Raw genomic sequence first — 20,876 nt, forward strand, 5'->3', positions numbered from 1 at the left:
TGCCTCCCTGCGGGAAAGGGCTTTCTCTGCGGTACCGTGACGCTAGCCGGCACGAGGAAACGCCGTCAACAGATCGAGGGGGCGGGCCATGGCGACCCTGTCCGATGTGGCCCGCCGGGCGGGCGTCTCACCCGCCACCGCCTCCCGCGTCATCAACGCCAGCAGCAAGCCGGTCACCGACGAGCTGCGCGAGCGGGTGCTCGCCGCCGTCGCCGAGTTGCAGTACGTGCCGAACGCGCACGCGCAACTGCTGGCCCGCTCGCACCGCAGCGCGGTCGGCGTGATCGTGCACGACGTCTCCGACCCGTACTTCGCCGAGATCACCCGTGGGCTGCAACGCGTCGCCACCGACCAGGGCCGACTGCTGATGATCTGCAACAGCTACCGGGACCCGGACCGCGAGCTGGAGTACGTGGAGCTGCTGCGCGGTCACCAGGTCGCGGCGCTGATCCTGGCCGGCTCCGGCTACCACGACGAGGCGTTCACCCGGCAGCTCAACGAGAAGCTCGCCGCGTACGAGGCCACGGGCGGGCGGGTGGTCGTGATCGGTCGACACGAGCACTCCGGCGACGCGGTGATGCCGGACAATCGGGCCGGTGGCTACCTCGCCGGACGGGAGCTGTGCGGGCTGGGGCACCGGGCGATCGGCGTGGTCGCCGGCCCCCGCATCCTGACCACCACCACCGACCGGCTGGCCGGCCTCCGCCAGGCCCTCACCGAGCAGGGTCGTGACCTGCCGGAGCGGCGCATCCGGTACGCCGAGTTCGACCGCGACGGCGGCGCGGAGGCGACCGCTCGACTGCTCGACGCCGACCCGGAGCTGACCGCGATCGCGGCGCTCAACGACTCGATGGCCATCGGCGCGCTCGCCACCCTGCGCGCACGTGGGCTGGCGGTGCCGCGGCAGGTCTCGGTGGTGGGTTTCGACGACATGCCGATCGCCCGGGACGTGACCCCGGCGCTGACCACCGTGCGACTGCCCCTTGTCGACATGGGAGTCCGGGCGATGTCCCTGGTGCTCGCCGCGGAGGTGCCGACCCCCCGAGTCGAGGTGCTCCCCGCCGAGCTGGTCCGCAGGGACAGCGCCGGTCCCGTCCCGCCCGCCGTCCGCGTCACCGCCGGCTTCGCGCCGCGCGCTCGACGGGGTGACACCGTCTCGTGACCGGCATCAGCCCGACGCAGCGTCCGCTCACCCGCGACGACGTGGCGTACCTGGTCCGCGCGTCGCTCGGGCCGCACACCCGGGTCCGGGACGCCGGGCCGTTGGCCGGCGGCGGATACGCGACGGTCTGGTGGGCGCGGCTCGACGACGACCGCCGGGTGGTGCTGAAGCTCGCCCCACCGGCCGGGACGCCGCTGCTGCGCTACGAACGAGGGCTCTGTGCCGCCGAGGCCCGCTACTTCCGCCTCGTCGCGGAACACGCCCCGCGGGTGCCCGTACCCCCGGTGTTGCGGCACGGCACCGACCCCGCGTACGGCGAGTGGTTGGTCACCACGTTGCTGCCCGGCCGGTCGCTGTCCGACCTGGCCGCGGGCGGCGTCGCGGTCGACGACGGCCCGGCACGGTACGACCTCGGGGTGGCCCTCGCCGCGGTGCACCGGGTCACCGGCGACCGGTTCGGGTACGACGGCGACCGGGCCGGCGGGCCGACCTGGCCTGTGGCGTTCACGGCGATGCTCGACGCGCTGCTCGCCGACGCGACCGACTGGAAGGTGCGGCTGCCGGTGACCCCGGACCGCCTGCACGAGCTGGTGGGACGGCACGCCGACGTGCTGGACGAGGTGGACCGGCCGGCGCTGCTGCACTTCGACTGCTGGGACGGCAACGTGCTGGCCGCGCCCGATGCGCAGGGTCGGCTTCGGCTGCGCGGCCTGGTCGACGGCGAACGGTTCCTCTACGGCGACCCGCTGCTGGACCTGGTCTCGCCGCTGCTCTTCCGGCGCGTCGAGGACGAGCCGGAGCATCCGCTGCTGCGCGGCTACCGCGACGCCGCCGGCACACCGCTGGCGCTGGACGCCTCGGCGCGCCGACGGCTCGGCCTCTACCGACTGCACCTGTACCTGCTGATGACCGTGGAGATGCCCAGCCGTGGCATGACCCCGCGCAGCCATCCGCAGCGGCACGCTCGGCTCGCGACGTTGCTGGACGCGGAGCTCGACGCGCTCGCGCGCTGACCGAAATCCCGTTGTCCGGCCGGTTCGCCGCTCGTAGCCTGCTCGGCGTGCGGATTCGGGAGTTCGTGGCGGAGGACTGGTCGCAGGTGTGGCCGATCGTCGAGGAGGTGATCCGGGCCCAGGAGACCTTCCCCTACGACCCGGCGATGACCACCGAGCAGGCGTACGCCATGTGGGCGGAGGCGCCGCCGGGCCGGACCGTCGTCGCGGTCGACGGCGAGCGGGTGCTCGGCACCGCGAAGATGGGCACCAACCGACCCGGGCCGGGCGCGCACGTGTCCACCGCGAGCTTCCTGGTCGCCGCCGCCGCCCGGGGCCGGGGCGTGGGCACCGCGCTGTGCCGCCACGCCCTGACCTGGGCGCGCCTTCAGGGGTACGCCGGCATGCAGTTCAACGCCGTGGTGGAGAGCAACAGCTCAGCGGTCGAGCTGTACCGGCGGGAGGGTTTCACGGTGGTCGGCACCGTGCCCGGCGCGTTCCGCCACCCCACCCTCGGCCGGGTCGGTCTACACGTCATGTACCAGGAGTTCTGACGGGCGGCGTCTCGCCGACGCCCGAACCGCTCCACCTCACGCCGCCGAGGGATGGTCCGCCGGTGGCTGACCGGCCGTGCCCGGCACGACTGCGGTCGGCGGACGACGCGCCTCGGAGCCGGCGCGGCGGACCGGGGTGAAGAGACCGCCGACCGCGACCAGCAGGCATCCCGCTCCGGCAGCGAGCGTGACCGCCTGGACGCCGTACCGGCCGGCGGCCCAGGTCAGCGTGGCCGCGCCGATCGGCCCGAGGGCGTAGTGCGTGCTCCAGAACGCCGAGGTGACCCGGCCGAGCAGGTGATCGGGGGTGATCTCCTGGCGCAGCGACATCGAACAGATCCCGCCGATGCTCAGGCAGCACAGGTACACCGCGGTCAGGGCGGTGACCGCCGGCACGTTCGTCGCGAGGCCGACGCCCGTCACCGCGAACCCGCAGACCGAGTGCGCGCCGATCCAGGTCGCGCCGAAGCCGCGCCGGCGGCGGAGTGGGGCCACCAACAGTGCGCCGGCGACCGTGCCCAGCGCGGCCAGGCCGAGCACCGTGCCGACGGTGCCCTCGGAGCCGCCGAGATCGTGGGTGACGTGGTAGATCAGCACGTCGGTGAAGCCGTAGGTCAGGAAGATGAAGACCGACAGCAGGACGGTCAGCGCGCGGAGCACGGGCTGCCGCCACAGGAACCGCGCCCCGGCCAGGAACTCGGCCAGCGGCCGCTCCCGGGTCGCCGGTGCGGCGGTGTCGGCGGGCGCGGGTCGCAGGCGGATCAGCCACAGACCGGCTGCCGAGAGAGCGAAGCTCGCCGCGTTGACGGCGATGGCGAGCGCCGGGCCGAAGCGGGCCGACACCACGCCGGCCAACAGCGGCCCGAGGACGGCCGCCGCCGCGTACGTCGCCTGCAACCGGCCGTTGGCCTCGGTGATCCGGTCGGAGTCGACGAGGTTGCGGACCGCGGTCACCGCCGCGACCTGGAACACCATGCCGGCCGCCTCGCAGATCGGCAGCACGACGAAGAGCAGCCAGACCTGCGGGCCGGCGAGCCAGGCCAGTGGCACCAGGCCGTAGAGCACCAACCGGGCCAGGTCCGCCACGATCATCAGGGTGCGGCGGTCGTACCTGTCGACCAGCACCCCGCCGAAGATCCCGGCGACGACGGACGCCGCGCCGGCGACGGCGGTGAGCAGGCCCATCCGCGCCACCGACCCGGTGGCCTGGAGCACCAGCAGCGGCACCGCCAGGTAGGCGAAGGAGTCGCCGGCCGCGGAGAGCGACTGCGCGATCCAGTAGGTGCCGAAGGTGCGGTCCCGCCACAGCGGAGACCGGGCAGCGGTGGCAGCTCGGCTCATCGCGACGACAGTAGTCGGCGCGAGCGGCCGACGCGGGCCGTAGCCGGCGTCACATCGATCTCCCGGGCGGCCCGCCGTCAGCCGGTCGTGGTGAGGTCGGTCGTGGCGGCGAGGTCGGTGACCACGTCCAGGAGTCGGTGCAGGGCGGGCGCGGTGCGGCCCGGCAGCCACACCATCTCGGTATGGGCGTGGGCACCGGTCAGCGGAACGAACACCACGCCGGTGCGGCGGAGGCTGGCCGCCGAGCTGGCGAGCCGGGTGACGCCGACGCCGGCGGCGACCAGGCCGAGGAGGCTCTGCACGCTGGCGTCCTCCTGGACGACGTTCGGCACGAACCCCGCTTCCCGGAACTGCTCGTCGAAGGTGCGGTGCCAGGGTTCCCAGGAACTGCGCGGCGTCAGCACCCACGGTTCGTCCGCCAGGTCGGCGAGCCTCAACTCGGCGCGGTCGGCGAGCGGGTGGCCCTCGGGCAGCACCGCGCACACCGGTTCGGTGGTCAGCCGCCGCGACGCCAGGCCCGGGACCAGCGGGGTCCGGGTGAAGGCGACGTCGTAGTGGCCGCCGAGCACACCCTGCACCAGGGCTGCGATGCCGGTGGACTCGGTGGCCAGGTCAAGATCGGGAAGGTGGCGGTGCACGGCGCGGACCACCGGCGGCAGGAGGTGGTTGGCGACGGTGGTCAGGAAGGCGAGGCGCAGGCTGCCGACCTCGCCCCGCTGGGCTCGTGCCACGACGGCGACGGCCTCGTCGGCGCGGTCCGTCACGGCGCGCGCCTCCGGCACGAACAGGGCGCCGACGTCGGTCAGGGTGGTGCCGCGGGAGTCGCGATCGAACAGCTTCACCCCGAGCGTGCGTTCCAGGGCGGTGATCTGCTGGGACAGCGACTGCTGGGCGATCATCAGGCGAGCGGAGGCCCGGGTGAAGCTCAGTTCCTCCGCGAGGACCAGGAAATACCGCAGTTGCCGCAGCTCAGGGGTGGCCACAGGGACAGACTGTAGCCAGGGCAGCAAGCGTGTGTTGGCCGTCTCGGCAGACCTGCACGCACGATCGTTCGGGAGCCGGTATCGGCCACCCAACGACACACGCGAGAGGGAATTCGATCATGAGTGCAACACGCCTCACCACGCCTTTCGACGCCCGCTCCACCGCCCGTGACGTCGTGGCCGGTGTCGACCTCACCGGGCAGCGTGCCATCGTCACCGGCGCCTCGTCGGGCATCGGCGTGGAGACGGCCCGGGCCCTCGCGGCCGCGGGCGCCGAGGTGACCCTCGCGGTACGCGACGTGCGGGCCGGCGAGCGGACAGCGGAGGACATCGGGGCCACCGTGGCGAACCGGTCGATCCGGGTCGCCCAGTTGGACCTGTCCGACCAGCAGTCGATCGCGGCCTTCGTCTCGGCCTGGGAGGGACCCCTACACATCCTGGTCAACAACGCCGGGGTGTCGGCGACCCCCGAGACACGCACACCCGAGGGCTGGGAGTTGCAGTTCGCCACGAACCATCTCGGCCACTTCACGCTCGCCACCGGGCTGCGCCGGGCGCTCGCGGCGGCCGGCCGGGCCCGCGTGGTGTCGCTCAGTTCCATCGCCCACGTGCAGGCGCCGATGGTCTTCGAGGACGTCAACTTCCGCGGACGCCGCTACGACCGAATGCTGGCCTACGGCGAGTCGAAGACCGCCACCGCCCTGTTCGCGGTCGAGGCGAACAGGCGCTGGGCCGACGACGGCATCACTGTCAACGCGGCCAACCCGGGCGCGGTCACCACGAATCTGGGACGGCACCTCACCGAGGAGGACTACGCGGGGCTTCCGGCATTCGACTTCAAGACCCCCGAGCAGGGGGCCGCGACGTCGGTGCTGCTCGCCGCCTGGCCGGGGCTGGAGGGCGTCGGCGGCCGCTACTTCGAGGACTGCGACCAGGCCGAGCGGCACAGCCCGCAGACACCGCTGCGGGGTGTCGCCGAGCACGCGACCGACCCGGTGGCGGCGGCGCGGCTGTGGCAGGTCTCGCTCGACCTGCTCGCCGACGTCGGGCGTGGCTGACCGGCCGGGGAACGGGCAGACGAAGACGGCCGCGGGAGTGATCCCGCGGCCGTCTCCGGTGGTGCGCGAAACGATCAGGCCTGGCGCAGCGGCGCGAGCGCGGTGCTCCAGGCGACCACCTGGTCGAGGGTGGTGGTCAGCGCGTCCTGGTGGAACTGGTTGGGCTTGAAGACGCTGAAGTTCTCGAAGTCGGTGAAGAGCGACAGCGCGACCTGCGACCGCACGTCGGCCATCTGGAGCTCACCGGAGATCAACCGCAGGTGCTCCACGGCGCGCGTCCCGCCGACCGAGCCGTAGCTGACGAAGCCGACGGCCTTGTTGTTCCACTCGGCGTACAGGAAGTCGATCGCGTTCTTCAGGGCACCCGAGGTCGAGTGGTTGTACTCGGGGGTGACGATGATGAACCCGTCGTACGAGGCGATCGTCTCGGCCCACCGCAGCGTGTGCGGCTGGGTGTACTGGCCCATCGAGGGCGGGTACGCCTCGTCGAGGTGCGGCAGCTGGTAGTCGAGCAGGTCGATCAGCTCGTACTCCGCGTCGGAGCGCTGCTTGGCGATCTCGAGCACCCAGCGGGCGACGGCTTCACCGTTACGCCCCGGGCGGGTGCTTCCGAGGATGATCCCGATCCTGGTCATGGTGGCGCCTTTCCTAGGGACTGGCTGACGGCACGACGCTAACCAGTGATTGCTCGGTCAAGCAAATGAACTGGCTATGGCCACGCTCACACTCCGTGCAAGCAATTGCTCAATCAAGCAACTAAGATATGAGGATGTCCAACCCCGCCGCAGAACCGCTGCAACCCCTCAACCCCGACGAGGAGGCCCTGGTCCGCGCCCTGGGCCAGGTGATGCACGTGCTGCCCCGCGCGATCGACACCGACATGGTCGGAGACCGTCAGTTGCCGCTCACCGAATACACCGCCCTGATGAACCTATCCGAGGTGCCGGGCCGGCGGATGCGGATGAACGAGCTCGCCTCGGCCTGCCACCTCTCGCTCAGCGGCATGACCCGCACCATCATCCGGCTGGAGACCCAGGGCCTGGTCCGGCGGGAACGCTGCGAGGAGGACGCCCGCGGCTGGAACGCGGTCCTCACCGACAGCGGGTTCGCCCGCCTGGCGGAGTCCTGGCCCAGTCACCTGGCCGCCGTACGCCGCCGGTTCCTCCAGCACTTCGAGGGCTTCGACCTCGAGCAGCTGGCCCGCGCGTTCCAGCGGGCCGGCACGGCCGAGACGACCGGCACGGCCGCGACGACCGAGACGGCCGACTGAGCCGACAACGGGTTCAGCCGGGCAGCCGGGCAGCCTCGACCAGCGCCCACGCCAGCAGCCCGAAGGCGCCGGTCGAGGCGACCGCCCGGACCACGTTGCCGCGTACCCAGGTGGTCTCGAAGCGCTGCCGCACGGCCGCGAGGTCGGTGACCCGGTCGACGTCGCCGGCGCGGGCCAGCGTGTTGTTCAGCGGCACGTTGACCACGGCGGTGACGCCGAGCACCACCAGGTACACCAGCAGCGCGGCACCGATCCACGGCAACGCCGGCCGACGTTCGGCGCCCAGGTGCAGCGCCGCCGCCAGCAGCGTGAACAGCAACGCTCCCCCGAAGCAGACGGCGAACCACCCGTTGAGGATGGACTCGTTGATCCGTTGCATGGCGAGCACCAGCGTCCGGTCGTCGCTGCGGCCCAGGCCCGGCATGACCGCGTACGCGAAGGCGGCGAACAGCCCGGCGGTCAGGCCGGTGGTCAGGGTGGCGACGAACAGGCTCGCGGTACTCAGGAATCCCATGGGCCCCATTGCACCCGCTGGCGCGCGTCCTGACCAGACGTCGGGCCCGGCTCCGACGCGTACACCGCGAAACGGGGACCGACGCGGACCGGCCGCCGGCCGGGATGCGCGCGGCACCCCGACCGACGGCCAGCCAGAGCGTCAGCGCAGGCCGAACGCCCGGGTGATGCTCTGGCTCACGGTGTTGCCCGCGGCGTCACGCGCGGTGGTGCGCAGACTCACGAAGCCGGCCCGGGCCGGTGCCGCCAGCGCGGTACGCCAGCCGTCCCCGTGCCGGGTCAGGCGCTGCTGCTGCCAGCTCGCCCCGTCGTCGTAGGACACCTCGACGGTGACCGCGCCGACCGTGCCCCGGACGCCGGGCAGGTGGGAGGCGACCACGGTCAGCGGTGCCCGCCGCGACGCCCGGCCCGCGGAGTCGATGGCCACCTGGTAGTCCAGCTGGATCATCGGCAGCACCTCCGACGACTCCACGCCGGTGGCGGCCGAGGTGAAGCCCCACTCGGTGCGGGTCTGCCGGGAGTACGGGTTGGTCCAGGCGGCCCGGTCGTTCTGCACCACCAGCCGGTACGGCAGCCGCTGCGCGGCCAGCCCGGAGACCTGGAGGTATTCGGCGTTGCCCCAGTTCAGCTCCTTGTCGCCCTGGTAGAGGGTGGTCCGGTTGACCATGTCGTAGTTGGCGCGCGCCTCACCGATGTGGCCACCCCCGTCGCCCCAGCCGGGCGCGGGTAGGTACAGGGTGTCCAGGTAACGCACCGGCACATAGCCCCCGCCCATCCGGGGCCGCTGGATCGGCCCGAACCACTCGACGGTGCTCGACCGGCCGGCCGGGTAGCTGGCCACCTCCATCAGGTGCTGACCCGTCTCGCCGACGATGTACGCGTCGTCGATCCACCGCTCGCCGGCGGTCACCCAGTCGGTGCGCCGGCCCTGGGCCGGGACGGTCTCCTGGTTGCCCGAGGCCATGCCCTTCCAGACGTCGGTGCGGAACTCCAGCGCCTTGCCCTGCCGGTAGTTGCGGAACTCCACGTCGACCCGGGCCAGGTCCCGCTTCGCGGGCCGGTAGGTGGGGTCGGCCGGCACCGTGCCCGTCCAGTGGTGTGCCAGGTCGTACAGGTAGGTGGTCTCCGGGTGCGACTCGGCGGACAGCCGCACCGGGCCGCGCTCCAGCGCCGCGATGAGCTGGTCGCCCTCGTCGGCACCGAGCGTCGCCACGGTCACCGGGGCCGGGCTCTCCGGGCTCCACGGCGTCTCGTCCCAGGGGTCCAGCCGACCGACGCCGTCGTTGACCACCAGCAGCAGCTTCGCGCCGGCCGCCGCGACGAGCCGCGCCTGGGTGGCGATGTCCACTGTGTCGCTGCGCCGGACCACCACCGCCCGATCCCGGACCGGCCGCTTGGCCAGCCCGGCCGCCGAGGTGTCGGCGACGTAGACCGCGTCCAGCTGGCGACGACCGGCCGGCAGCGCCGGGGTCGCCCGCTTCACCAGCAGATCGTCGTACGTGCGGCCGGCCGCGGAGATCGTCAACGCCGGCTGTTCGAGCCGCCACCGGGCACCGAACTCGAACTCGCCGTCGGTGACCCTGCGGGTCGTCGGCAGGGCCCACATGCTGTCGTACGAGTCGTTGGGCAGCACCTGACTCTCGGTGAGGCCGTTCGCGGTGGACCGGTGGATGTCCATCCGCAGCGAGGTGGCGGTGGCCTCCTGTGGCACCGCGGCCCGCACCTGTCGGGCCTCCCGCGCGTCCAGGGTGACGGTGCGGTCGCGGTCCAGGTTGACGTCGGTGAAGCTGAGCATCGCCATGCCCTTGGAACGTGGCCCGTGCGCGCCGCGCACGTCCGCGGAGATCCAGCCGGTCCAACTCGCCACCGGCAGCCGCAGCGTGGCGGTGCCGCTCTCGGGCAGGTCCACGGCGCTGAACAGCCCGTCGGTGGTGAGGATGACCTTGCCGGCGAGCGGCTTGCCGTCCCGGTCCTTGGCGACGAGCGTCAGGTTCTGCCGCTGGCCCTCCTTGCCGGCGCCGACGAGGGTACGGCCGCGGATCACGCCGGCCTCGTCAGTGGCGACGATCATGCCGCTGACCTGCTTCTCCGCCGGCAGCTTGTCGTACGCGGCCCTCAGCGTCACCGTGGCGGTGCCCCCGGCGGGCACGGTGACCCGGTCGGCGGAGAGAGCGAAGAGGCCGGCCGGCGCGGCGGTCGCGTCGAGGGCCAGCTTCAGCGTGATCGGCGCGCCGCCGAGGTTGGTGTAGGTGACCGTCCGGTCGACTGTCATCCCCGGCTGCTGCGGCCAGGCCTGGAAGCCGGAGTAGGCGCTCGGGGTGGCGAAGACGGTGGCCCGCGTGGCCGCGACCGCGTCGACCCGACCGGCACCCGCCTGGTACGGGGTGTACTCGGCAGTGGCCTTGACCGTGCTGACCAGCGCCTCCTTGATGCGCTGACCGGTCCAGTCCGGGTGCGCGGCGGCAACCAGCGCCGCCGTGCCGGCCACGTGCGGGGTGGCCATCGACGTGCCGCTCATCAGCGTGTAGTCCCCGGAGCCACCGCGTACGTAGTGGGAACGGGCCGCCAGGATGTCCACGCCGGGTGCGGTGATCTCGGGCTTGAGCCCGCCGTCGCCGGCACGGGGCCCCTGGCTGGAGAACTCGGCGAGGTGGTCGGTGGAGTCGACGGCGCCCACCGTCAGCGCGGAGTTCGCCGCACCCGGGCTGCCGATGCTGTTCGGCCCGCCGTTACCGGCGGCGATCACGAACAGCGCGCCGGTCTCGGCGCTGAGCCGGTCGACCGCCTGGCTCATCGGGTCACTGCCGTCGGTGGCCTCACCGCCCAGGCTCATGCTGACGACCCGGGCCTTCTGCTCGCGGGCCGCCCACTCCATGCCGGCGATGATCCAGGAGTCCTGCCCGCTGCCCTCGCTGTTGAGCACCTTGCCGATGTGCAGCCGGGCGCCGGGGGCGACGCCCCGCTCGACCCCGCCGGACGCCGCACCGCTACCGGCGATCGTCGAGGCGACGTGCGTACCGTGGCCCTTGTAGTCGAGGATGTCGGGCTCCGTCGGCACGAAACTGCTCGACGTGGCGATCTGACCGGCGAGGTCCGGGTGCTCGGCGTCGGCGCCGGAGTCCAGGACCGCGACGTCGACACCGGCGGCGGTGTTGCCCTCGGCCCAGACCGCCGGGGCGCCGATCTGCGCGGTGGACTGGGCCAGGTCGGCGTGCACCCGACCGTCCAACCAGACCTTGGCGATGCCGTTGGCGAGGGTCGGGACGGCACCCGTACGCCGGGCGGTGCCGGCGGTGAGAGCGGTCCAGAACCGGTCGGCGGTGGCGCGCTGGCGCGTCAACGCGGCGCCCTGCACGCTGTCGAGCGGGCGGACCAGCTCGGCACCGTCCACAGTGGGACGGGTGCGGGCGCGGGCCGCCGCGTCGGTCATCGTGACGATCAGCGGCAACGTGTCGGTGTGGGCGTCGTCGTAGCCGTCGGCGATCAGGTCGGTGACGTTGAACAGTTGCCGGTCCAGCACACCGCTGGTGACGTACGACAGCGCGGTGTCCGGGTAGACGTACGTGTCGCCGTCGCGCACGGTGCGGTGGAAGGTCGGCGTACTGCCGTCCGGGCGGCGCACGGTCGACACGGTGCTGCCGTCCGCCGCGGTGGTCACCGTGACCGTGTCACCGGTGATCAGCGTGACGGTGGCCGCCCGTCCGGCGGCCGCCGGGGGAAGGCCGGCCGGTCGGTCGGGGGTGTTCGGCGGGGCGACGGACGCCCCCGCGGCGGGTGGGGTGAACCCGGCCGCCAGGGTGAGGGCGGTGCCGAGGGCGATCAGCCCGGATCGGCGACGCCGGCGAGACAGAGCCAAGATGACCTCTTTGCGTCGAGAAGTGGTACGCCGCACAGCATCGACGCAACACCCACCCCCGACCCCCACCAACCCCCGACGCACTTACGCCATGGCACAAACCCGCCACCAACCCACCCACCCCACCCTCCCCGCCCCTCCCCGCCCCTCCCCTCCCCGCCCCCGCCCCTCCCCGCCCCCTCTCCGTTGATCATGGAGTTATAGCCGCCCGTCGCGGCGTGTCGTGACAATAACCTCATGATCAACCGCCCGCACCGCCGACGCGGGGGCGGGCGGGAGGCGGTGGGGGCGCGGTGGGGGGCGGTGGGGGGCGGTGGGGGGGCGGTGGGGGGCGGTGGGGGGCGTTAGGGCGTTGGGGACTGGAGGGTTAGCAGGGCGGCTAGCCGGTCCAGTTGGGTCGGGTCGGACAGGGCTGAGCCGACGGCCGCCACCCGTACGCCGGCCTGGAGGAACGCGCCGGCGTTGCTGGCGTCCAGGCCGCCGGTCGCGACGAAGCGCAGCTGCGGCAGCGGGCCGGCCATCGCCTTGAACCAGGCCGGCCCGAGCGAGATCGCGGGGAACGCCTTGAGCCAGGTGAGGCCGTGCCGCAGCGCCTGCTGGGCCTCGGTGGGGGTGGCCACGCCGGGCAGGTGCGGCAGACCACGCGCGGCGGCCGCGTCGGCGATCGCGAGGTCCAGGCCGGGCGCCACGGTGAACTGGGCGCCCGCGTCGGCGGCAGCGGCGACCTGCTCGACGTCGAGCACGGTGCCCGCGCCCACGATCCGGCCGCGCGCGGTGCCCGCCTCGACGGCGGCGCGCAGCGACGGTACGGCGTCCGGGGTGGCCACCGGCACCTCCACCACGTCGATGCCGAGGTCCCAGGCACGCTCGGCGAGCCGGACGGTCTCGGCGACCGGCAGGCCGCGCAGGATCGCCATCACCCGGGCGTTGCCGAAGATGTGCTCGAAGTCTGCTGTGGTCATGGTGCACTCCATCCGAGATCGCGGTGAATCTGTTGCCTACTGGCCGTCGACCGCCGACCGGGCCCCGCCGGCCTTCGACCTGGCCCGATCGACCGCCGCACCTGGCCCGGTCGGACGGCGACGGCCTGACTCAGGTCGTCGCCAGGGCGCCGGTCAGATCGAGCGGCGACCAGGCCTCGACGGGGGCGTCGACCAGCCGCTCGAACCAGGCCCACGGCGGGATCGGGGCGTTGTCGCCGCTGCTGGTCAACGCCTGTGCGGCGACGAGGTGCCCGAGGCGCAGGCGGCGCACGGGGTCGAGGCCGCGCAGCAGCCCCGCCAGGTAGCCGGCCGCGAACGCGTCTCCGGCGCCGACCGGCTCCACCACCGTCACCAGGGGCGCGGACACGAAGATCGGCTCGGCGTCCCGGCGCAGTGCGGTGGCGCCCACCGCGCCATCCTTGACCACCACCGTCTCCGGCCCGGGCAACAGCCGGCGTACGGCCAGCGGGTCGGCGGTGCCCCACAGCGTCTCCGCCTCGTCCTGCCCGACGAAGACCAGGTCGCTGCGGTCGGCCAGGTCGCGCAGCACCCCAGCGGCCTGCTCGGCGGGCCACAACCGGCCCCGGTGGTTGACGTCGAAGCTGACAAGTGCCCCCGCCAGCGGCCGGTCCGTCACGGCGTGCTCGACAAGCGCCCGGCAGGACGCGGAGAGCACCGGCGTGATGCCGGACAGGTGCAGCACACGGGCACCGGCCAGACCCGGGGCGGCGAGCGTGCCCGGATCCATCCGGGAGGCCGCCGAGCCCGCCCGGTAGTAGTGCACGGCGGTGCCCTCCGGGCCCGGGTCCTTGACGTACAGGCCGGTGGGGGCGGCCGGGTCCACGCTGACCTGGTCGACACGGACGCCGGTCGCGGCGACGTGCCGGACGACGGCCCGGCCGAAGGGGTCGTCGCCGACCCGGCTCACCCAGGCCGCCCGGTGCCCCAGCCGCGCCAGGTAGCCGGCCACGTTGGATTCCGCGCCGCCGACCGAGACGGCGACCCGGTCGGCATGCTCCAACGGCTCACCCGGCGCGGGACAGAGCACCACCATCGTCTCCCCGACCGCGGCCACCTCGATCGGCGCGGGGCCCGCCGGGACGGTCGCGTCGTCAGGTGGGGAGTCGGTCGGCATCGGGGCACACGTCCTCGCGGCGGGGATCCTGGGCGCCGCCGAGCCTAGGTGTTCGGGCGCGAGACGGGCAACCCGTCATACGTCACACCTCGCCGGTCAGGGCAACGTCAGCCCGTACGCGGCCAGCACCTCCCCGATCGGCTGGTAGTAGGTGGTGCCGCCGGAGGTGCAGTTGCCGCTGCCACCGGAGAGGATGCCGAGGATGGTGCCGGTGGAGGCCACGTAGAGCGGACCGCCGCTGTCGCCCGGCTCGGCGCAGATGTTGGTGCGGATCAGGCCGTAGATCACGCCGGTGGCGTAGTTGACGGTCTGGTTCAGACCGGTGACGGTGCCGCAGCGCACGCCGGTGGTGCTGCCGCTGCGGCACACCGCCTGACCGATGTACGCGGTGCCGGGACCGTTGATGGTCAGCAGACCGGGGTACGTGTAGACCGCGCTCGGGTGGGCGATCCGCCCGGTGTAGCGGATCAGCCCGTAGTCGTTGGTGGGGTAGCTGGTGGCGGTGCGGGTGCCGAGCACGGTGGTCTGCGCGCTGTCGGCGTACCAGGTGGCGGCGGTGGTGGTGCAGTGCCCGGCGGTGATCACGTAGTAGGTGCTGCCGCTGCGCGCGTTCGCGCCGAGCGAGCAGCGCGCGCCACCGCCGTAGATGCCCTGCCCACCGGCGATCAGGGGGCGCAACGTTCCGGGTTCGCGGCGCAGCAGCACGCCGGCCCGGTCGGCTGTCGTCCGCAACGCGGCCAGCTCGCCGGGGGCCACGGTGTCGTCGACGGTGAGGGTCATCCGGCCGGTGGCGGGGTCGAGCCCCCAGGCGGTGCCCGCGGTGCGTACCCCGGTCAGGGTGGCCGCCGCGTCGGCGGCCCGGTCCGGGACGGCGGCCCGCGCCGTGCTGGGCGTGACGAGCAGGAGGGTGGTCAGGACGAGGGCGACGAGCGGGGAGCGGCGCATCCGAGCCTCCGCGAGAATCGAGCATGATGGATGCCCCTAAGCATCGCCCCGGGTCCGGCGCCGTGGCAACCTCGGGCCGTCCCCTCCCCGGCCGGTGGGAATCGCCGATCCGGGGACGGGCCCCGCCGACGCCGCCGATAATCCTCGGAAACACGGCGGGAGGCCGGGCATGACCACCGGAGAAAATTCGGCGCTGGTACGCCGGATGGAGGGGTCGACCCGGGCCACGCTGCTGGAGTTGCTCTTCGACGTGGTCTTCGTGGCCGCCCTCGCGTTGCTGTCGACCCTGCTGACCGAGGAGCGCACCTGGGCCGGCAGCGCCAAGGTGCTGCTGATGCTGACCGCCATCTGGTGGACCTGGTCGCTCACCGCGACCACCACCGAGTTCTACAACCCGCGGCAGCGCCCGATCCAGGCCGTCCTGATGATCGCCATGGTCGGCTCGGTGGGGATGGCGGTGGCGCTGCCGATGGTCAGCGTCGCGCACCTGCTGCTCTTCGTGTTCTCGTACGTCGGCACGCACGTGACCCGCTGCGTCATCCTGGTCGTCGTCCTGCACCGGCAGGGGCACCGGACGGCCAGGGAGCGGGCCACCCGGTTTCTCTTCTGGTTCACGGTGTCCGGCGTCTTCTGGGTCACCGGCGCGCTGTCGAACAGTCCGAACTGGGCGCTCTGGACCATCGCCATCACGATCGACCTGGTCGCCTCGGCGGCCCGCTACCCCACGCCCCGGCTGGGCAAGGTGCCCATCGACCAGTACAAGCGGATCACCGGGCACCTGGGCGAGAGGTACCAGCAGTTCGTCATCCTGGCCCTCGGCGACATCGTCCTGCTGCCGACCCTGCAGGTCAGCCGGGGCGAACTCCGGTTTCTCCGGGTCGTCGCCCTGCTCTGCGCATTCGCCACCATGCTGCTGCTCTGGCAGGTCTACGTCTTCCGCGCCAGCGAGTTGATGGTGGCGGCCGAGGCCCGGGCGCACCGGCCGGTGCGGCTGGCTCCGTACACCCATCTGGTCCTGCTGGCCGGTGTGGTCGCCACGGCGGCCTCGTTCGAGATGGTCGTCGCCCATCCGACCGGAACGACACCGGTGCGGTGGCTCGTGCTGATCGTCGGCGGCCCGACGCTGTTCGTGCTCGGTCGCGTCCTGTTCGCCCTGCTGGTGTCCTGGGTCGTGCCATGGCGGCGAGTTGCCTGGCAGCTCACGCCACTACTGGTGCTGCCGTGGGCCGGCGGCTGGCCGCCGCTGCTGGTCGCCGCCGTCGTGGCGCTCGCGCTGGCCGGTCACATCGTCGTCCCCGCCGGAGACCGGGAGACCGCGCCGGGGCTGAACGTCCGGCGAACCGACGACGCCTGACCGCGCCCGGGGGCACCGATCCCTCTCCTCCCCGCTTGGCGGGAATCGCCGATCCGGGGACGTCCGCGCCGGGGCCGCCGATAATTCTCGGAAGACACGGCGGGAGGCCGGGCATGACCACCGGAGGCACCCCGGCGTTGGTACGCCGTCTGGACGGGTCGACCCGGGCGACGCTGCTGGAGCTGCTCTTCGATGTGGTCTTCGTGGCCGCGCTCGCGCAGACCTCGAAGCTGCTCGCCGACCAGACGTCCTGGGCCCAGAGCGCGTCGGTGGCGCTGCTGCTCGTCGCGATCTGGTGGACCTGGTCGGTCACCTCCACCACGACCGAGTTCTACGACCCTCAGCAGCGCCCCATCCAGGCCATCCTGATGGTCGCCATGGTCGGATCGGTGGGGATGGCGGCATCGCTGCCGATGGTCACCGGAGGGCAGTCGCTGGCCTTCGCACTCGCCTACGTCGGCACGCACGTGGTGCGCGGCATCGTCCTGCTCAGCGCCCTGTACCGGCAGCAGCACCCCGCGGCCATGGCGCGAGCCACCCGGTTCCTGTTCTGGTTCCTGGTGTCCGGCGTCCTCTGGATCGTCGGGGCGCTGGCCGGCACCGCCCGGTGGTGGATCTGGACCACCGCGATCGCCATCGACCTGCTCTCCGCGGCGGCACGCTACCCCACACCGTGGCTCGGCCGGGTGCCTCTCGAACAGTACGACCGGACCACCGGCCACCTGGGCGAGCGGTACCAGCAGTTCGTCATCCTGGCCCTCGGCGACATCATCCTGGTGCCCACCCTGGAGCTGAGCCGCAGCGACTTCGACCGCTCCAGGGTCACCGCGCTGCTCTGCGCGTTCGCCATCATGCTGCTGCTGTGGCAGATCTACGTCTATCGGGCCGGCGAGTTGCTCGAAACCGCGGCCTCGTCGGAGCCCGGCCGGTCCACCCGGATCGCTCCGTACTCCCATCTGGTGCTCCTGGTCGGCGTGCTCGTCACGGCGGCTTCCTTCGACCTCGTCGTCGACCGACCCACCGGAACGACACCGGTGCGGTGGCTGGTCCTGATCATCGGCGGGCCCCTGGTGTTCGTGCTCGGCCGGGTGCTGTTCGCCTATCTGCTGTCCGGCCGCGTGCCGTGGGTTCGCGTGGCCTCGCAACTGCCGCCCCTGCTGCTGCCCTGGGCCGGCCGCTGGCCACCGGTGCTGGTCACCGCGATCGTGGCCCTCGGGCTGGCCGTGCACGTGCTGCTGCCCAGGGGGCAGAGCCGGGAGACCAGGCGGGGGCTCCGACCGCGAGGGCCCGCCGAATGACCGTCGACGGTCAGGCGAGGTGGTGGCCGGCCCACTCGGCGAGGGCCCGGGCGCACGCGTCCACCGACTCCTGCCAGCTGCGCACCGCGCCGTCGCCCGCCTCGTCGCTGACCTGCTTGACCAGCCGGCACGGCACACCCGCCTGCGCGGCCGCCCACGCCACCGCGTACCCCTCCATGTCGACCAGGTCGGCACGCAGCGCCAACCGGTCCCGCGCCGCGTCGTCGGCCACGAACGTGTCGCCGGTGGCCAGCACGGCACCCTCGGCGGCCAGGGTCAGCGGCGCACCGCAGGTCTCCCCGGTGAGCGTCCGCAGCAGGTCGGTGTCCAGATCGTGCTGGAGGACGGTGGCGATCTCGTGGATGCCGGCCCACCCCGGGCGCAGCGCACCCGCCGTGCCCAGGTTGAGCAGCAGGCTGGGGCGCGGCCCGGCAGCCAGCACGGCGGCCACCGCGCTGGCGGCGTTCACCTTGCCCATGCCGGTCAGCAGCACCGGCAACCCGGGCGGAAGGTAGCGGGCTTCCTCCCCGACGGCGAGCACCACCAACGGACGATCGGCGCGGACCGTACCCCGAAGATTCACCGGAGCATCGTACGAGGTGACCGCCGCACCGGTGGGGTCAGTCCTTGGTGAAGCGGTACAGGACGAAGTCCTCGTCCGCGCCGCAGGCGATCACGTGCGTGTTCCACGAGCAGGACGCGCTGCGGACGTCCTTCAGCTCGCCCAACTCGTCGACCTCGCCGGACTCGGTCCACACCCCGGCCAGTACGCGGTTGTCCGCGACCGTGCCGGGTGCCTTGGCGAAGACCAGCAGGTTGCCCTCGTCCAGCCGGACCGCCACCCCACCCCGGTCGCGCAACACCGGCTTGCCGGCGGCGTCGAAGAGGGTGACTGTCGGCTCCGGGTACTCCCGTTGGGCGAGCACCTGCTCCCCCACCGGCACCAGGTCGGTCACGCCCGGCGCCGGCCAGTGGGCCGTGCGTTCACCCTCGGTGGCCGCCACCACCTCGGTGCGCTGGACGTCGTTGTTCGGCACCTGCAACAGGCAGGCCCGCCGCTCACCGCACGCCACAAGTGCCTTCGCGCGCTGCTCGTCGTTCCCGGAGCGGTAGAGCACCACCGGTTCCGCGTCGGACCCCAGGTCGTACGCCAGCAACTGGTACCCGCCCTCGTTGGCGACCACGTACAGGCGGTCCTCGTGGGCGACCACCAGATCGTCGAGGTCGGCGACGCTGCCCCACTGGCGCAGCACCCTGCCGGAGGTCATGTCGAGCAGCCGCACGGACCGGTCCGCACCCACCTGGACGAGTCGCCGCCCCTTGCTCGTCCACGGGTTGCGGGGCGTGCCGTCGAGGAAGGCCGGTCCGCCCGCCGCCTCGTCGCTGCCCACCGGCCGGACCACGGTGCGGCTGCTGTCGTACTGGTCGCGGGGGTTGGCCTGGGTCCACTTCTGGGCGCCGTTGCTCAGGCGCAGGCCGACCAGTTGGGCCGCGGCACGGTCCACCAGCACCGCCGTGTCGTCGGCGAAGTAGATCTCGTCGTCGCCCCGGACCGCGCGTTGCCAGCGTTGCGTGCCCGACCGACCGTCGAGGACAGCCAGCGGGCGTGGGGTGTTGTCGCCCGGTGCGTCGGCGAGGACCGCGACCGCCCCGGGAACGGCGATGATCGCCTCCCAGTCGTCGGCCCGCACGTCTGTCGCCCTGCGCCACAGCTCGTCACCGGTGCCGGTGTCGACCGCCACCACCTCCAGCCGGTCGTCCGGCAGCGGGTACCCGAGGTAGGCCCGGTCGCCGAGCACCGCCGTCCACATGCCGGCCGGCCGCTCGCCGCCGGCCTTCGGCCGGGACAGTTCGCGCAGCGACGCGAACTCCAGATCGGGGTAGCGGTCCCGGGTCAGGTACAGCGTGGCGGCGGTGCCCACCCCGAGCAGGGCCAGCACCGCGCCCAGCACCACCCAACGCGCCCGCCGCCAGCGCGCCGCGCCCGCCCGGCCCGGCGTGGGCGGTCCCGCCGGCGGTGCGCCCGCCCAACCCGGGCCCGCCGGCGCGGGTGGGCCCGGCCAGGGCTGCGACGGTACGGGCGGCACGTCCCCGCCCGACCCAGCCGGCCCAGCCAGCCCGACAGGCCCAGCCAGCCCGACAGGCCCAGCCGCTCCGACCGACCCAGCCGGTGCGGGCGGACTCACCGGGGTCGGCGGGGCGAGCTGTGGCCCGGCGTACGCCGGCAGTGGTCGGCGCAGCGGCAGGTCGGTCAGCGCGCCCTCGGCCACCGGCAGCTCCGGCTGGTCGAGCACCGTCGGCGCCACCCCCAGTTCGGTGTGCAGCATCCGGGCCACCAGCGGGATCCGCGACGAGCCACCGACCAGGAACAGCCCGGCGAGTTGGTCGGGGCTGAGCCCGGCGGCGGCGATCACCTCCCGGGCCCGGTCCACCGCGCGGCGCAGCAGCGGCGCGGCCACCCGCTCGACGTCGGCCCGGGTGAGCTGGACGGCTTCGGCCACCCCCGGCACCGCGACCGGCGCCACTGTCGAACGGGACAGCGTCTCCTTCGCACCTCGTACCTCGTCCCAGAGCCGCACCTGGTCGCGGCGCTGCGCCGGGTCCGCCGGCCGGAGCAGCCGGGCCCACTGCGCGGCGTGGCGTTCCCCGAGCAGCTCGCCGACCCGACCCACCAGGGCGGCGTCGAGATCCAGCCCGCCCAGGTCGGGCAGACCACCGTCGGCGACCACGCTGAATCCGGAGTCACCCCACGGGTCCGCGCCCTCGTTGCGCAGCACCGCGACGTCGAGCGTCCCGCCGCCGAAGTCGAACACCGCGATCGCGTCGCCGACGGGCACCGGACGATGCAGCACCTGCGTGTAGTAGCGGGCGGCGGCCACCGGCTCCCGCAGCAGCCGGGTGCCCGGCGGTGTCGGCCCGGCGAGGGTGTGCTCGGCCACCTGCGGCCAGCCCGCCAGCAGCAGGGCGTCGGCGAGCACCTGCCGCCGCGTCGCGTCCCAGGCGGCCGGGCAGGTCAGCACGGCCGGGGGCAGGAAGCCGACGGCGCCCACCGCGGCCCGCGCGACCGCCGCCAGCACCGCGGCGAGCAGGTCGGCCGGCGGGTACGAGCGGTCGCCGAGCACGATTGTCGGCTCGTCCACCCGGCGCTTCGGGTTCGCCTCGAACCGGCCCGGGTCGGTCTGTGCCAACCGCCGGGCGTCCCACCCGGTGTGCAGGGTGCCGTCCGGGTCGGCGTACACGGCGGAGGGACTGAGTGGTTGACCGTCCATCAGCAGCGGGCGGGTCCGCCCGTCGGGCCAGCGCAGCACCGCGACCGTGTTGGACGTACCGAGGTCGACGCCGAGGGCGAAACCCTCGTGCTGGCCTGCCATCTGCCCGATACCTCCGCGCGACGAGGGGAACTCGACCCCGCATCGTACGCAGGCAACGCCG

At 73.3% G+C, this 20,876-nt stretch carries 17 protein-coding genes; 7 read left to right on the top strand and 10 right to left on the bottom strand.

The genetic code is table 11. The features are described 5' to 3' along the window. Positions 1–88 precede the first annotated feature (88 nt). The 3 genes from AB0B57_RS00730 to AB0B57_RS00740 are packed head-to-tail and all read left to right on the top strand — an operon-like array spanning position 89 to position 2,708. A complete protein-coding gene (locus AB0B57_RS00730) occupies positions 89–1,162 on the top strand; it encodes a LacI family DNA-binding transcriptional regulator (protein ID WP_357063507.1) in 1,074 nt (357 codons plus the stop codon). Continuing rightward, positions 1,159–2,175, top strand: a complete 1,017-nt coding sequence (locus tag AB0B57_RS00735; RefSeq protein ID WP_357063509.1) for an aminoglycoside phosphotransferase family protein — start codon at positions 1,159–1,161, stop codon at positions 2,173–2,175. The genes AB0B57_RS00730 and AB0B57_RS00735 overlap by 4 nt, the downstream gene beginning before the upstream one ends. Before the next feature lie 47 nt (positions 2,176–2,222). Then, positions 2,223–2,708: a GNAT family N-acetyltransferase gene (locus AB0B57_RS00740; RefSeq protein WP_357063513.1), complete on the top strand. Its 486-nt coding sequence runs from the start codon at positions 2,223–2,225 to the stop codon at positions 2,706–2,708. 36 nt (positions 2,709–2,744) lie between these two features. Here AB0B57_RS00740 and AB0B57_RS00745 read toward each other — a convergent pair whose 3' ends face one another. After that, complete coding sequence (locus tag AB0B57_RS00745; RefSeq protein ID WP_357063516.1) at positions 2,745–4,049, bottom strand: MFS transporter; 1,305 nt, start codon at positions 4,047–4,049, stop codon at positions 2,745–2,747. 77 nt (positions 4,050–4,126) lie between these two features. Continuing rightward, on the bottom strand, positions 4,127–5,032 hold the full coding sequence (locus AB0B57_RS00750; RefSeq protein WP_357063518.1) for a LysR family transcriptional regulator: 906 nt from the start codon (positions 5,030–5,032) through the stop codon (positions 4,127–4,129). Positions 5,033–5,151: 119 nt separating this feature from the next. On the opposite strand from AB0B57_RS00750, the gene AB0B57_RS00755 reads away from it, so the two are divergent. Next, positions 5,152–6,090 carry an SDR family NAD(P)-dependent oxidoreductase gene (locus AB0B57_RS00755; RefSeq protein ID WP_357063520.1) on the top strand — a complete coding sequence of 313 codons (939 nt, stop codon included), beginning with the start codon at positions 5,152–5,154 and terminating at the stop codon, positions 6,088–6,090. A 74-nt stretch (positions 6,091–6,164) separates the two neighbouring features. Here the strand turns inward: AB0B57_RS00755 and AB0B57_RS00760 are convergent, their stop codons facing one another. Beyond that, a complete protein-coding gene (locus tag AB0B57_RS00760) occupies positions 6,165–6,725 on the bottom strand; it encodes an NAD(P)H-dependent oxidoreductase (protein ID WP_357063525.1) in 561 nt (186 codons plus the stop codon). Between the two features lie 134 nt (positions 6,726–6,859). Between AB0B57_RS00760 and AB0B57_RS00765 the strand changes: the two genes are divergently transcribed. Continuing rightward, on the top strand, positions 6,860–7,360 hold the full coding sequence (locus AB0B57_RS00765; RefSeq protein WP_357063528.1) for a MarR family transcriptional regulator: 501 nt from the start codon (positions 6,860–6,862) through the stop codon (positions 7,358–7,360). Positions 7,361–7,373: 13 nt separating this feature from the next. Here the strand turns inward: AB0B57_RS00765 and AB0B57_RS00770 are convergent, their stop codons facing one another. From AB0B57_RS00770 to AB0B57_RS00790, 5 genes are all read right to left on the bottom strand, one after another. Then, complete coding sequence (locus tag AB0B57_RS00770) at positions 7,374–7,874, bottom strand: anthrone oxygenase family protein (RefSeq protein ID WP_357063531.1); 501 nt, start codon at positions 7,872–7,874, stop codon at positions 7,374–7,376. Positions 7,875–8,015: 141 nt separating this feature from the next. Then, positions 8,016–11,729 (bottom strand): S8 family serine peptidase, encoded by a 3,714-nt coding sequence (locus AB0B57_RS00775; protein WP_357063533.1) that lies wholly within the window; start codon positions 11,727–11,729, stop codon positions 8,016–8,018. A 344-nt stretch (positions 11,730–12,073) separates the two neighbouring features. Continuing rightward, positions 12,074–12,691, bottom strand: coding sequence for a bifunctional 4-hydroxy-2-oxoglutarate aldolase/2-dehydro-3-deoxy-phosphogluconate aldolase (locus tag AB0B57_RS00780; RefSeq protein ID WP_357063536.1), 618 nt, complete (start codon positions 12,689–12,691; stop codon positions 12,074–12,076). Positions 12,692–12,821: 130 nt separating this feature from the next. Continuing rightward, entirely contained in the window at positions 12,822–13,847 is a 1,026-nt protein-coding gene (locus tag AB0B57_RS00785; protein ID WP_357063538.1) for a sugar kinase, read from the bottom strand. A gap of 96 nt (positions 13,848–13,943) precedes the next feature. Beyond that, positions 13,944–14,792: a S1 family peptidase gene (locus AB0B57_RS00790; protein WP_357063541.1), complete on the bottom strand. Its 849-nt coding sequence runs from the start codon at positions 14,790–14,792 to the stop codon at positions 13,944–13,946. Between the two features lie 169 nt (positions 14,793–14,961). On the opposite strand from AB0B57_RS00790, the gene AB0B57_RS00795 reads away from it, so the two are divergent. Next, a complete protein-coding gene (locus tag AB0B57_RS00795; protein WP_357063543.1) occupies positions 14,962–16,146 on the top strand; it encodes a low temperature requirement protein A in 1,185 nt (394 codons plus the stop codon). A gap of 113 nt (positions 16,147–16,259) precedes the next feature. After that, positions 16,260–17,444: a low temperature requirement protein A gene (locus AB0B57_RS00800; RefSeq protein WP_357063545.1), complete on the top strand. Its 1,185-nt coding sequence runs from the start codon at positions 16,260–16,262 to the stop codon at positions 17,442–17,444. A gap of 10 nt (positions 17,445–17,454) precedes the next feature. On the opposite strand, the gene AB0B57_RS00805 is transcribed toward AB0B57_RS00800, so the two are convergent. Both AB0B57_RS00805 and AB0B57_RS00810 read right to left on the bottom strand, forming a co-directional pair. Further along, positions 17,455–18,027 (bottom strand): nucleosidase, encoded by a 573-nt coding sequence (locus AB0B57_RS00805; RefSeq protein ID WP_357063548.1) that lies wholly within the window; start codon positions 18,025–18,027, stop codon positions 17,455–17,457. Between the two features lie 37 nt (positions 18,028–18,064). Further along, entirely contained in the window at positions 18,065–20,815 is a 2,751-nt protein-coding gene (locus AB0B57_RS00810) for an Hsp70 family protein (RefSeq protein WP_357063551.1), read from the bottom strand. Positions 20,816–20,876: the final 61 nt, after the last annotated feature.

Source organism: Micromonospora sp. NPDC049101, from assembly GCF_040648675.1.
In the GTDB taxonomy this organism is placed as follows: Bacteria; Actinomycetota; Actinomycetes; order Mycobacteriales; family Micromonosporaceae; genus Micromonospora.